Annotated in this window: 12 protein-coding genes; 2 read left to right on the top strand and 10 right to left on the bottom strand. The window is 59.3% G+C overall.

Annotated elements, in window-relative coordinates; genetic code table 11:
* Positions 1-9 precede the first annotated feature (9 nt).
* Complete coding sequence (locus DARO_RS17145; RefSeq protein WP_011289079.1) at positions 10-1,923, top strand: EAL domain-containing protein; 1,914 nt, start codon at positions 10-12, stop codon at positions 1,921-1,923.
* A 5-nt stretch (positions 1,924-1,928) separates the two neighbouring features.
* Positions 1,929-3,392, top strand: coding sequence for a CYTH and CHAD domain-containing protein (locus tag DARO_RS17150; protein WP_011289080.1), 1,464 nt, complete (start codon positions 1,929-1,931; stop codon positions 3,390-3,392).
* A gap of 180 nt (positions 3,393-3,572) precedes the next feature.
* On the opposite strand, the gene DARO_RS17155 is transcribed toward DARO_RS17150, so the two are convergent.
* The 10 genes from DARO_RS17155 to DARO_RS17200 form a co-directional block, all read right to left on the bottom strand.
* Positions 3,573-3,986 (bottom strand): pilin, encoded by a 414-nt coding sequence (locus DARO_RS17155; RefSeq protein ID WP_011289081.1) that lies wholly within the window; start codon positions 3,984-3,986, stop codon positions 3,573-3,575.
* Between the two features lie 288 nt (positions 3,987-4,274).
* Positions 4,275-5,861: an HD family phosphohydrolase gene (locus tag DARO_RS17160; protein WP_011289082.1), complete on the bottom strand. Its 1,587-nt coding sequence runs from the start codon at positions 5,859-5,861 to the stop codon at positions 4,275-4,277.
* Between the two features lie 42 nt (positions 5,862-5,903).
* The gene (locus tag DARO_RS17165; protein WP_011289083.1) at positions 5,904-6,671 is read right to left on the bottom strand and encodes a 3',5'-cyclic-nucleotide phosphodiesterase; all 768 of its coding nucleotides are present in this window, start codon (positions 6,669-6,671) and stop codon (positions 5,904-5,906) included.
* 192 nt (positions 6,672-6,863) lie between these two features.
* Positions 6,864-7,568 (bottom strand): FHA domain-containing protein, encoded by a 705-nt coding sequence (locus tag DARO_RS17170; protein WP_011289084.1) that lies wholly within the window; start codon positions 7,566-7,568, stop codon positions 6,864-6,866.
* Positions 7,569-7,583: 15 nt separating this feature from the next.
* On the bottom strand, positions 7,584-8,408 hold the full coding sequence (locus DARO_RS17175; protein WP_011289085.1) for a Stp1/IreP family PP2C-type Ser/Thr phosphatase: 825 nt from the start codon (positions 8,406-8,408) through the stop codon (positions 7,584-7,586).
* A 206-nt stretch (positions 8,409-8,614) separates the two neighbouring features.
* Positions 8,615-9,568 carry an ornithine cyclodeaminase family protein gene (locus tag DARO_RS17180; RefSeq protein ID WP_011289086.1) on the bottom strand — a complete coding sequence of 318 codons (954 nt, stop codon included), beginning with the start codon at positions 9,566-9,568 and terminating at the stop codon, positions 8,615-8,617.
* Positions 9,569-9,580: 12 nt separating this feature from the next.
* Positions 9,581-10,282 (bottom strand): TerC family protein, encoded by a 702-nt coding sequence (locus DARO_RS17185; protein ID WP_011289087.1) that lies wholly within the window; start codon positions 10,280-10,282, stop codon positions 9,581-9,583.
* 64 nt (positions 10,283-10,346) lie between these two features.
* The gene (gene sucD / locus DARO_RS17190) at positions 10,347-11,240 is read right to left on the bottom strand and encodes a succinate--CoA ligase subunit alpha (RefSeq protein ID WP_011289088.1); all 894 of its coding nucleotides are present in this window, start codon (positions 11,238-11,240) and stop codon (positions 10,347-10,349) included.
* An 11-nt stretch (positions 11,241-11,251) separates the two neighbouring features.
* Positions 11,252-12,412, bottom strand: a complete 1,161-nt coding sequence (gene sucC, locus DARO_RS17195; protein ID WP_011289089.1) for an ADP-forming succinate--CoA ligase subunit beta — start codon at positions 12,410-12,412, stop codon at positions 11,252-11,254.
* A 136-nt stretch (positions 12,413-12,548) separates the two neighbouring features.
* Positions 12,549-13,889, bottom strand: a complete 1,341-nt coding sequence (locus tag DARO_RS17200) for an MATE family efflux transporter (protein ID WP_157037332.1) — start codon at positions 13,887-13,889, stop codon at positions 12,549-12,551.
* Positions 13,890-14,009 lie beyond the last annotated feature (120 nt).

Raw genomic sequence — 14,009 nt, forward strand, 5'->3', positions numbered from 1 at the left:
GTAATCGACATGTCCTTATTCCGACAACTCTGGCTCGCCGTGATCGTGAGCACCCTGATCGCCTTCGCCGGCAGCTTCGTGGCCAGCATGCTGACGGCTCGCCACTATCTCGAACAGCAACTGGCCATCAAGAACAACGACAACGCCGCCTCGCTGGCGCTATCGATGTCACAACTGGACAAGGATCCGGTCACGGTCGAACTCCAGGTTGCGGCCGTCTTCGACAGCGGCCAGTACGCTGCCGTCCGCCTGATCGACCCGAACAGCGAGACGATGATCGAAAAAACCAGCCCCCCCGATGCCGGCAATGTCCCGGCGTGGTTTGTACGCATTTTCCCGATCGCCTCGCAACCCGGCCACGCTCAGGTCAACGCCGGCTGGAACCAGTTCGGCACCATCGAACTGGTCAGCCACAGCCAGTTCGCCTACAAGGAACTATGGGATGGCGCGCTCAAGCTGCTCGGTTGGTTTGCCGTTGGCGGCGGCATCATGGGCCTGCTTGGCATGCAGGTCCTGCGCCGTATCCGCCGCCCGCTCGATGCCGTGGTCGGTCAGGCCCAAGCGATCAGCGAACGCCGTTTCATCAGCATCCCGGAACCCAAAACACCGGAACTGAAGAGCCTAGCCAGCGCGATGAATGCCATGGTCGACCGCCTGAAGGCCATGTTTGCCGAGGAAGCCGCCCGCCTGGAACAGGTGCGCCGCGAAGCGACGCTGGACAGCCTGACCGGCCTGGCCAACCGTGACTTTTTCATGAATGAGCTGGCCGCCGCGCTCAGCGACGACGACGCCAGCGCTTCCGGCACCCTGCTCATGCTGCGCCTGGGCGACCTGACCGGCATCAACCGCCGGGCCGGCCGCGAAACGGCCGACGAAGTGCTACGCCGGATTGGTGCCACGCTCAACGCACTGGCCGCCGACAAACCCAACGCCGCCGCCGCTCGTCTGAATGGCGCCGACTTTGCGCTATTGCTGCCCGGCGTCCGGGACCCGGCTCTGCAGGCCGAAAAGCTGCTGCACACCCTGAGCGACCTCGCCGCCGCCGGCCTGATCGAGGGGGAGCGCATCGGCTACGTGGCCAGCGGCGCCTACCTGCACGGCCAGACTGTCGGCAGCCTGCTCTCCCGCATCGATGCCGCGCTGGCCTCGGCCGAGACGCAGAGCGGACTCGCCTGGTGCCGCGCCGAAAGCAATTCCGAACAACAGGCCACCTCGAATGCCGACTGGAAGAAACTGCTTGATGGCGCCATCGAAACCCAGCGCCTGCGTCTGATCGAGTTCCCGGTCGCCGGCAGCGGCGGCCAGTTGCTTCATCTCGAATGCCCACTCCGCCTGCAGGCCACTGAAGACGGCGAATGGCTGGCCGCCGGCGCCTTCATGCCGATGGCCTCGCGCCTGTCGATGACCACTGAGCTCGACCTGACCGTTGTTCGTCTCGCGCTGGACCGCATTGCGGCCGGCCTTCCCGCCGTCGCGGTCAACCTGTCCGGCGAATCGATCCTCGACGCCTCGTTCCGCGCCCGCCTCTACGCCCAGATCGCCGCCCGCCGCGACCTGGCACCGCGCCTGTGGATGGAAGTCTCGGAAATCGGCGCCTTCCAGCACTTCGAGGAATTCCACGCCTTCTGCGACGCCCTGCGGCCGCTCGGCTGTCGCCTCGGCATCGAGCACTTCGGCCGCCAGTTCAGCGAAATCGGCCGCCTGCACCGCATTGGCCTCGACTACCTGAAGGTCGACGGCAGCTTCATCCGCGCCATCGACAGCCAGCCTGGCAACCAAGCCTTCCTCAAGGGCCTGTGCAGCATCGCGCACAATATCGGCCTGACCGTCATAGCCGAAAGCGTCCAGACCGCTGAAGAACTAGCCATCCTGCCTGAATTGGGCTTTGACGGTGCCACTGGCCCGGCTGTACCAAGGAACTGATCAACATGAGCACTGAAATCGAACTGAAGCTGCAACTCAGCCCGAAAGCCGCCCGCAAGCTGGCCAGCCACCCGCTGCTCGAAGGTATTCCTTCACAGCGCCTGCATCTGCTCAACACCTACTACGACACCCCGGCGCTCGAGCTGCACGCCCGGCGCATTGCCGTCCGCTTCCGCAAGAAGGGCTGGCAGTGGCTATGCACGGTGAAATCGGCCGAACCGGCCAGCGGCGGCCTGGCCATGCGCAGCGAATGGGAAACCCCGGCCACGCCGGGGGTCTTCGATTTCAGCCACGTCGATGCCCCTGACTTCCGGGAATTTCTCGAACAGCGCAGCGAGCAGTTCGAGGCCATCTTCACCACCGATTTCCACCGCCAGATCTGGCATGTGCCATTTGGTGACTCACAGATCGAATTGGCCCTTGATCGCGGCAATGTTGAAAGCAAGGGCCAATCAACACCAATCTGCGAAATCGAACTGGAACTGCTCTCCGGCACGGTTGACGACATCTTCGGCCTGACCCGCGAACTGCAGGAAAACCTCGACCTCCACCCGGCCATCGCCAGCAAGGCCGAGCGTGGTTACAGTCTCTTCCTCAACGAACCGCTCCGCCCCTTCAAGGCCCGGCTGACACCGATCAACGAAGAACAGACACCGGTCGAAGCCTTCCGCAGCATCGCACTGGGCTGCCTGGAGCATTTCCAGCGTAACGAAAAAGGCCTGCTCACCGGTGGCGACGCCGAATTCATCCACCAGGCCCGCGTTGCCCTGCGTCGCCTGCGTTCCGCGATCAAACTGTTCGCCCCGGTGCTCCCCTCGGAATTCGTTGCCGCCTACGGTCAAACCTGGCAAACCCTGGCCGGCGCGCTGGGTGACACGCGCAACTGGGATGTCTTCCTCGAAGAAACGCTACCGCCCATTGCTGCCGCCTTCCCCGACAACAAGGACATCAAACGCCTGCGCAAAGCCGCCCAACGGCGCGCCAACAGTGCCCGAAAGTCAGTCATCGGTCTGCTCGCCGTCAGCGAATACCCGCGCCTGCTGCTCGAATTCACCGCTGCCGTTTATACACTCAGCGACACGCTGGCCATGCCGCTCAAGGACTTCACCAAGCAGCAGATCGCCCGTCATGCCAAAAAAGCGCGAAAGCTGGCCAACCGTCACGCCGAACTCAGCCCCGCCGAGCGCCACAAAATGCGCATCGCCTTCAAGAAGCTGCGCTACACGCTGGAATTTTTTACCCCGATACTGCCGCCCAAGCACCTGAAACCCTATCTGGCCGCCCTGGCGCAACTGCAGGATGAGCTGGGTTTGATCAATGATCACGTCACCGCCGAAACCCTGATCGCTGAAGCCCTGGCCGGACACCCAGCCGGACCAGTCCACGGCTGGATTGCTGGGCGACATGAACTGCTGGTCAGCGAATTGCCGGAAGTGCTGCAGACTTGGCTGGCGCAACGGACGCCTTGAAATACTGACCGAAGCGATCTTGATCGATCTAGCAGGCCAAAGATTCGAATTCGCCACCAACGATCTGCTCAGCGAATCTTGAGGACTTTCCTGTCGGGTCTGGCAATACAAGCATTTCAGACAAGAACAAAAAAACCGGGGCTTCTGCCCCGGCTTCTTTTAATAGGGGTTTGACCCCTATTAGGTACAATTCTTGGGATTGTACTTTGTAGTGAGAGTGGTTGTGCATGCCCAGCCACCCGTAGCCGGGTCGAAGGTGAGTGTAATTGTCTTCCCATTCCACTCAGTTGCATGTCCAGCCTTGCCGGTACATACAATAGTAGTGCCGGTAACCGTCGGGGTGCAGAAGGTTGGACCTGCAGAGGTAATTCCGATAAAACCAACGTCAGTTGCGGTTAACGAGGGTGTTCTTCCGTTAAGAACAGCATCCTGGAATCCGGTTTTTGCGGCAGCAATTTCCGCCAATCCGGCGGTCGCATTGGATTTGATTGTGTAATCCTGATAGGCCGGCAATGCGACAGCCGCCAGAATACCGATAATCGCGACGACGATCATCAGTTCAATCAGGGTAAAACCCTTTTGCATGTTCGACATTTGAATCTCCTTTTGGATAAAGACGGGGAAAACTGCTGAGTTACCTATAACAGTTTCCGTGCCAGCTTTTTTGAACTCGCCATCAAAATCAGCAACAATCGCGCAAACCCCTTGTCATTCATGGGCTTGGCCTATTTTGTCGGCCAATGTAAATAAATATAGTCGCCAAACCGCCCCGGCGAAATGACAATTTACGGCACCCTGACTTGACGTAATGCGTCAGACATATCACTCTCCGGCTGAAAATATGGCAAATTCATCATCACCAACGTCGAGCCAGACGAAAAATCAGCAATCCACCTGCTGCGGTTTCAGGAATGCCTTGGCATAGCGGCGGAAAACCTCGCCCTTGACGAAAACCTCATGCAGATCAGGGTCGATATGGCCATTCCGGCTGAAATTTTCGAGGATGGCCAGCGCCTGGGATAGCGTCATGCCGTCCTTGTACGGCCTATCCTTGGCGGTCAGTGCCTCGAAGATATCGGCGATGCCCATCATCCGGGCCTGCCAGCTCATCTCTTCGCGCTTCAGGCCTTTCGGGTAGCCCTTGCCATCCATGCGCTCGTGGTGACCGCCGGCGTATTCCGGCACGTTCTTCAGATGCTTTGGCCACGGCAACTGTTCGAGCATGCGGATGGTGGTGACGATATGGTGATTGATGATCTCACGCTCGGCACGGTTCAGCGTGCCGGAACGGATGGTCAGGTTTTCGAGTTCATCCTCACTGAGGAAAGGCGCTACTTCGCCAGCGGCATTTCGCCAACAGTAGCGCCCGGCAATCTGGCGGACGCGCGCGATGTCTGCATCCAACATTTTTTCGCAGCCGATGTTGGCCTGACGCAAAAAGGCGCGATCAAGATCGATGTGCTGGCAGGCCGCGGCATAGGCAGTTTCCGCCGCAGCCGAATCGGCACCTGCCGCGATGGCTTGCCACTTGCGCACCTCGGCATCGCGGCGGACGACTTCAAAGCGGGTGTCGATCAAATGAATGCGGTCGTAGAGGGTTTGCAGCTTGGTCGCCTTATCGACGACATGCACCGGCGTCGTCACCTTGCCGCAATCGTGCAGCAGCGCGGCGATGCGCAGTTCGTAGCGGTCCTTGTCGGTCAGCCGGAAGTCGGCGAGCGGCCCTTCGCGGCTGGCGTCGGCCGCTTCAGCCAGCATCATGGTCAGTTCCGGCACCCGCTGACAGTGACCGCCGGTATAGGGCGATTTTTCGTCGATGGCCGTGTTGATCAGCTGGATGAAGGACTCGAACAGTGCTTCAAATTGCTGCACCAGCTGGCGGTTGCTCAGCGCCACCGCCGCCTGCGAGGCGAGTGACTCGGCCAGCCGCTGGTCCCCCGGTGAAAATTCGCGCACCTTGCCGGTGGAAGCATCGATGGCATTGATCAGTTGCAGTACCCCGATCACTTCGCCCTCGTGATTTTTCATCGGCACAGTCAGAAAGGACTGCGATCGATAGCCGGTGTGCAGATCGAAGGCGCGCGTCCCGGAAAAGTCGAAGCCGTCGGCGGTGTAGGCATCGGCAATATTGACGGTTTTCCCGGTGATGGCCGCGTAGGCAGCCACCATGCAGTCATTCGGTGAGCCATCAGGTCGATGGAGCGGCAGATCGGGGAATTTGCCCGGTATCGCCTGTTCGCTTGAGCCACCGAAGGCGATCTTCAGCGAATCGGTCCGGACGATTTCGAAATGCAGGTAGTGCCGGTCTTCGGAAACCAGATAGAGCGTCCCGCCATCGGCCCGGGTAATCTGCTTGGCTGCGAGAACTATTCGCTCAAGCAGCAAGTTGAGATCGCGCTCGTCGGAGAGCGAAGTACCGATCTCATTGAGCTGATCGAGGCGACGAAAAAGATCGTCCAGGGTTTCCATGGAGGGATTTAGCAAGCGATGCCGATGTCTTTTGGCCACATGTCAGAACTCAAAAACCTGATCATTCTGCAACATGCTCAGGTCAAAATCCCCCAGGCAGCTTCCGATTTCCGCCATGGTTGTCTCGATCTGCCCCGGCTTAAGATGGGTGATGTGGATTTCGCAACTGCGCTCCAGTTTTCGGAGTTCCGCAGCCAGCAGGGTCGGACAATAATGCTTGGAGGCTTCCGCCAGGCCCTGCTCTTGATTGGAGAAGGCGCACTCGATGATCAGATGACGCAGATTATCGAGACGATTGAGCCCCTGCCAGAAGGCATCGCAGGGTCCGGTATCGCCGGAAAAGACCAGGCTCGCGGCCCCCGAATCGAGGCAGTAACCGACTGCGGGCACGGTATGATCGACCGGCAGTGCGCTGATGCCACGATCGCCAAGGGTGACAGTGGCACCCGTTTCAATGGTCTGGTAGCGCATGAACGGCTGATCGGCACGGGGCAGGACCGAAAAATCCGGCCAGATGGACCAGTTGAAAATGTGTTGCCGAAGCGTATCGAGCACCGCCTGAGTGCCATAGACCATCAACGGTTTGCGTCGACGATCGCCAACGGAGTCGATCATCAACGGCAGCGAAACGATATGGTCGAGATGGGCGTGGGTCAGGAAGACGTGGTCGATGGCCGCCATTTCGGCTATCGACAATTCGCCCACCCCGGTACCGGCATCGATCAGGATATCGTGATCGACCAGAAACGAAGTGGTTCGCTGGTGCCTGCCGCCAATGCCGCCGCTGCAACCGAGTACACGTAGCTTCATGCCTGTCCGGTCTGGAAAATGATGCGCCCCTCACGGTCATCACTACGTCAGAGTGCGAATGAACAGCCATTTTCACGATGAAAACAGCCACCCGAAGTTATCCGGATTGTATATCCGCGGCTCGGCCCGGTTCGTGAGAAAAATCACACTTCCCGGGATAGCGTTCCCGGTAGGAAGTAGCCTTTTCGCCGCTTAAGCCTTGTGGAAAAATTCCATCTTGATGCCGGCGATCTCGATCACATCATGGTCACCCAGCGGATAGGCCTGTGCATCAAGCGCCTTCCCATTGACGACCGGGAACTGACTCCCTTCAACATGGGTGATGAAATAACCATGCGGCCGTTTGGCGATAACGGCGACCTGAAAACCGGGCTTACCCAAAGTGGTCAATGTCTTCGTCAGATCGAGTTCCTTGCCGGCGTTGGGTCCGTTCAGAAGCTGAATCGCGGCCGCCAGGTTCGGAACCGGCGGCTTGGGCTGAGAAGCCAGGCCGACGCTGGAGCGCACCAGGGTATCGGTAGGCTCCAACTGCAATTCGGAAGGCATCTTGATTTGCCCGGAGCGTGTCGCGACATTTTTTTCGAATTCGCTGGCGGCTGCGCCCGCCTGCAGATCGGCCATGTATTTCAACTTGTACTTGCCGAGCTCGATGACGTCGTTGTTGCGCAGGAAGTGTTTCTTGATCGGTTGACCATTGACCAGCGTGCCATTGGTGCTGTTCATATCCTCAAGAAAGGAATCGGCCAGGATGGTCACAACCACGGCATGCTCGCCGGAAATGGCAAGGTTGTCGATCTGGATGTCGTTATGAGGTTTGCGACCGATACTCAGGCGCTCCTTGTTGAGCGGTATTTCCTTGAGCACCAGCCCATCCATCGAGAGGATCAATTTAGCCATATTCCTTACCTCATCTCACTTCAAACAACCAAACAGCCGTTGCCACCAACCCTTGGGCGCCGAATAGTCGCCAAGCACCTTGACCAATATCACTGAAACATTATCCCGTCCGCCATGGTCATTGGCCAACTGAATCAGATGATCGGCAGCCAAAGGCAGATTCCCCCCAAGAGCAGATAGCGTCAAGGCAATATCTTCATCTTCGAGCATGTCATTCAGGCCATCCGAACAGAGCAGGACGATATCCCCTGGCTGCACGTCAAAATCATGGACCTCAACATCTACCGAAGGATCAACCCCCAAAGCCCGGGTGACCAAATTCCTGTTTTCAGCATATCTAGCCTCTTCGGGGCTGATCATGCCGTTGTCAACCTGCTCTTGCCGCAGCGAATGATCACGCGTCAACAGTTCGAACACCTGGCCGCGCAGACGATACAAGCGAGAATCACCGACGTGGGCCACGCTCATCCGGTTATCGTAAAACCAGGCCAGGACCAGCGTCGTCCCCATCCCGGCATATTGCGAACAGCTCTGCGAGGCATGGAAAATGGCAAAATTTGCAGCGCCGACCTCGTTGACGATATGTCGCTCGATGACTGACGGATCGCAGCTCCCGCTTCCTTCTTGCGTGACACACGAGCTGATGACACGGTTCAGGTCTTCAGCCAGGCGGGTTATCGCCATGCCACTCGCCACCTCACCGGCGTTATAGCCCCCCATGCCGTCGGCCAGAATGGCGATGCCTAGACCGGCCTCGGCAAAAACCGCATCTTCATTATGGGAACGAATCAAGCCCGGATCGGTACGCACCACCATTTCCAAGGCGTCACGCAGCATCATTGAGGCAATTCCCGCGCACACGCCAACCGGCAAACATGGCCCGCGGCACACGCAGGTGCAGAAGCCCGAGTTCGCCCGAAACATACGCATGCCATTTGTATCAACAACCTGGTCATTCTCATTTCCCTGAAGCGCTCTTCCCGGCACGAACCGGAGGCACCGAATCCTGACATTCTTACCCGGAGTTAATATCCGGTCAAACCCCGCTAAATCGGCAGCTCGCTACCGAGCCCTCTCTCCTCCGCCGCTGCCAGCACCCGCAAAGCGACCGCAATGTCCTGAATGGCCATTCCCTGGGATTCAAAAAGCGTGATTTGCTCGCTGGACACGCGCCCGGCATGACGGCCAATAATGACCTCGCCCAACTCAAGCAACTGGCGGGAATGCAGACGCCCCTTTTCCAGCAGCGGCAACAAATCCCCCGCCTCAGCCAGCGCCGTCGGGACCGAGTCAACGGCGATCAGATCACAGCGCCTGACAGAGGCCTCCGACAACTCCTGACGAACCAACGCATTGGAACCCGCCGCATTGATGTGCATGCCGGGCTCCAGCCAGGCCGCATCGAACACGGGCTGTGCCGCAGTCGTCACCGTTCCGATCAGGTCACTGCCACGCACCGTTGCCTCGGCACTCTCCGCCGGGATAACCGCCACCCCGGCGATCGTGGTGAGCCGCTCGCAAAAAGCCTGCAAGCGCTCGGTCTTGCGACTGAAAACCTTGACGCACTCCAGCGGCAACGCGGCACAGATCGCCCGGACATGGCCTTCAGCCTGCCAGCCAGCACCGAACACGCCGGCGATCTTCGCGTCAGGCTTCGCCAGCCATTTGGCCGCGACGCCGCTGGCCGCGCCGGTCCGGATCATGCCTAGATAGTCTGCCTCGATAATGGCATTGAGCTGGCCGCTCGCGGCATCGAAGAGATGAACCAGAAAACGGTTGCCGGAACGATTGCTGGTATAGGCCTTGTAGCCGAGAACGCCTTGGGCCGGTAGCCCACCCTGCAGGAGATGCAGAGCGGTCTGCGGCAGACGGGTCCGGGCCCGCGGCGTATCCAGCGCCTGCCCCAAGGCCAAATCGCGATGGGCCGACTCGACGCCCTCAAGCGCCATTTCCACTGTCAAGACCTGCTTGACGTCATTTTCTGAAAGAAACAAGGCCATGATTCTCGCCTCCTAAACGATGGTGACATCCTGCCGAGCCAGGATTCGCTGTTCAAGCCAGCGTCCGACCACGACCACCAGCAGCGCGCCAACCGAACCGGCCAGCGTCGCTGACCATGCCGGCATCGGCGGCAACAGGCCGAGAACACCGGGATCGCTGAAAATCATCTGGCCCGCCACGTAGCCGAGCAAGCCGGCCCCCATCAGGACGATGACCGGAAAGCGTTCCATCCAGTGCAGGATCAACTGGCTGGACCAGACGATCAGCGGAATACTGACGGCCAGTCCGAACAGCAACAGCACCAGGCTGCCATGAGCTGCCCCGGCCACCCCGATGACGTTATCCAGGCTCATCACGAAATCGGCCACGACAATGGTCTTGACCGCCCCCCAAAGGTGGCTAGACGGTTCGATGCCATGACCGTCGTCCTCTTCCGGCAACATCAACTTGACAGCAATCCAGAGCAGCAACAAGCCGCCGACGAGTTTTAGCCAGGGCAAATTCATGACCAGCGCAGCAAACACCGTCAGCACGACGCGCAGGCAAACCGCCCCGGCCACCCCCCAGAAAATGCCCGTCCTGCGCTGTTCAGGCGAAAGATTGCGGCAAGCCAGAGCGATGACGACAGCGTTATCCCCGGAAAGAACAATATCGATCAGGACAATCTGCCCGACGGCGATCCAGAACAGGGATGAGGTAAAGTCAATTTCCATAAAAACCAAGGCGAAAAAAAGGCGGACACGCGGCCCGCCTTTTTGGTTGAGCTAGGCTCGAATTTTACAGCAAGGCCTTGAGCAGCTTGGCCATTTCGGACGGGTTACGCGTCACGGTGAAGCCACAGGCTTCCATGATTTCCAGCTTGGCATCAGCGGTGTCGGCGCCGCCAGAGATCAACGCACCAGCGTGACCCATGCGCTTGCCGGCCGGTGCGGTAACGCCGGCGATGAAGCCAACGATCGGCTTCTTCATGTTTTCCTTGCACCACATGGCGGCTTCGGCTTCGTCAGGACCACCAATTTCGCCGATCATGATCACAGCGTCGGTATCCGGATCGTCGTTGAAAGCCTTCATGACGTCGATGTGCTTCAGACCGTTGATTGGGTCACCACCGATACCAACGGCAGACGACTGGCCGAGACCGATTTCGGTCAGCTGGCCAACGGCTTCGTAGGTCAGGGTGCCGGAGCGGGAAACCACGCCGATGCGACCCTTGCGGTGGATGTGACCCGGCATGATGCCGATCTTCACTTCATCCGGGGTGATCAGGCCGGGGCAGTTCGGGCCGAGCAGCAGGGTCTTCTTGCCGCCCTTGGCTTCCTTTTCCTTCATCTTGTTGCGCAGCATGAGCATGTCGCGAACAGGAATGCCTTCGGTGATACAGATGGCCATATCGAGGTCGGCTTCAACGGCTTCCCAGATCGCGGCGGCAGCACCCGGGGGCGGCACGTAGATGACGGAAACGGTCGCACCGGTTTCAGCAGCGGCTTCCTTGACGGAGGCGTAGATAGGAATATTGAAGATGGACTCGCCGGCCTTCTTCGGGTTCACGCCGGCGACAAAGCATTCCTTGCCGTTTGCGTATTCCTGGCACTTTTCCGTATGGAACTGACCGGTCTTGCCGGTGATGCCCTGGGTGATGATGCGGGTGTTTTTATTGATGAAAATGGACATTCAATAGCTCCTTACTTGACCGCAGCAACGATCTTGGTGGCGGCTTCGGCCATGGAATCGGCAGAAATGATCGGCAGACCGGAATCCTTCAGGATCTTCTTGCCCAAATCTTCATTGGTACCCTTCATGCGCACGACGAGCGGCACGCTGAGGTGGGTCAGCTTGGCTGCAGCAACAACGCCTTCGGCAATGGTGTCGCACTTCATGATGCCGCCGAAGATGTTGACCAGGATGCCCTTGACCTTCGGGTTCTTGAGCATGATCTTGAAGGCTTCAGTGACCTTCTCGGTCGTGGCACCGCCGCCGACGTCCAGGAAGTTGGCCGGCTCGGCGCCGAACAGCTTAATGGTGTCCATGGTCGCCATGGCCAGACCGGCACCATTCACCAGGCAACCGATGTTGCCGTCGAGGGAGATGTAGGCCAGATCGAACTGGGAAGCTTCGACTTCGTCCGGATCTTCTTCGTCCAGGTCGCGCATGGCGACGATTTCCGGCTGACGATACAGCGCGTTGGAGTCGAAGTTGAACTTGGCGTCGAGTGCCTTGACGGTGCCGTCGCCTTCGTGGATCAGCGGATTGATTTCGGCCAGCGAAGCATCCGTTTCCATGTAGCAGGTGTACAGGCTCTTCAGCGTCTCGATACACTGCGGAATCGAAGCTTCGTTCATGCCCATGCCCTTGGCCAGGGTCAGGGCCTGCTCGTCGGTCAGACCAACCAGCGGATTGACGAAGACCTTGACGATCTTTTCCGGGGTCTTGTGGGCAACTTCCTCGATGTCCATGCCGCCTTCGTACGACGCCATGATGGCGACGGACTGGGTGGCGCGGTCGGTCAGCGCAGCAACGTAGTACTCGTGCTTGATGTCAGCGCCTTCTTCGATCAGCAGGTGACGGACCTTCTGGCCTTCCGGACCGGTCTGGTGCGTGACCAGCTGCATGCCGAGAATCTGGCCGGCGTACTCGCGAACTTTTTCGAGCGAGGTTGCAACCTTGACGCCACCACCCTTGCCACGGCCACCAGCGTGAATCTGGGCTTTGACGACCCAGACCTTGCCGCCCAGGGTTTCGGCTGCCTTGACTGCGTCTTCGACGGTCGTGCAGTGAATCCCGCGCGGAACCGTAACGCCGAATTTCTTCAGGATTTGTTTGCCCTGATATTCGTGAATTTTCATGCGCTTTCCTTGCGTTTAGTTGAGTTGCGAGCAATGAGCAGTAGCCGAACGATCCCCCGACCCCACCCGGTTATAGCGTGTTCAGCCCAAAATGTTACCACAGACCGAAAAAACTTCGGCAGGCCAAAATTCATAATTATGGAGTCGATTCCGCCGCTTGAATGGCCTTGCCCAACAGCGGCAGCAACATGACGGCTGCGAAAACCAGACTGATCACCGAAGCCAGCCAGAAGCCAGCCACGCCGAGCGGCGGTTGCCAGCGGTAGCAAAGCCAGGCACCGCCAAGCAAGCCGATACCCCAGAAGCAGAAAGTCTGGACCAGCATCGGAAAGAAAGTCACCCGATAAGCGCGCAAGCAGTGGCCGGCAATCGTCTGCAATGCATCGAAAAACTGATAAATGGCGATATACGCCACCAAGCCAAGCGCCACGGAGCGAACAGCCGGATCATCGGTATAGGCATTGATCAACGGCTGCGCCCCCAGCCAGAGCAAGAGTCCAAGCATCGAGGACGAACAGGCGGCAAGGACCAGCCCTGCGCGAATGGTCGCCCTGGCCCGCAGCGGGTCACGTGCCCCGACCGCCTGACCGAGCGCCGCCATCGTTGCAATAGCCAGCGACAACGGCAGCATGTAGATCAGCGCCGAAATATTGGCCACGATGCGATGCCCGGCCACCACCGGCGCGCCGAGCGAGGCGACGAACAGCGCGATCAGGGTGAAAGAAGTAATTTCAACCAGATTGGACAAGCCCATCGGCACACCGATGCGCAGCAATTCCCGCCAGATCGGCCAGCGCGGCGACTGCCAGTCGGCAAACGGCTGGTAACGCTTCCCCAACGGCCCGAAAGCCAGGTAGGCGCCGCCGCTCAGACAGGCCAGCCAGCCGATCAGTACGTTTGACAGGGCACAACCGACCACGCCGAGGGGTTCGCCGAGCCAGCCCTGCAAGGCCAGCCCCCAGGCCAGCACGGCATGCAGACACAAGCTGAAAAAGCCGATACCCATCAGCACCCGCGGCTTGCCCAGCGCATTGCAGAATGCCCAAAACGTCCGGTAGCACAGCGATGCTGGCAGGCTCCAGGCAAGCAGACCGAGGTATTGCCGCACCTTGGCCTCGACCGCCGCGTCCATGTCGGCCATGCCGAGCGCCACGCCGGGATGGGTCAGGAAAAGAATGCCTGGCACCGACAGCAGCAGGGCCAGCCAGAACCCCTGCTGCAAGATGCCCGCCACCTCGTCGTCGCGTTTCGCTCCATGCAAATGCGCCACAACGGGCGCCACGGCCTGCAGGATGCCGACCAGCGCAAAGACCACCGAGACATGAATGCCGCCGCCGATCGCCACGGCTGCAAGATCGAGCGAGCTGACATGACCGAGCACGGCGGTATCGACCACCATCATGCCGATGGAGGACAGCTGGGCAATCAGAATGGGAAAAGCGTGGGCGATCAGGCCACGGACGGCTGTTGCGAACATGGGGCGAGATTGTCGCATGGCCCCATTCCAAGGTGCTTTGATTTAGCCCTGTACAGTCGATAGGCATAGACAGTTAGCCGGGAAATACCAACAGAGTTGATCTGGCTCAAGCGCCTCGCT

The organism is Dechloromonas aromatica RCB (assembly GCF_000012425.1).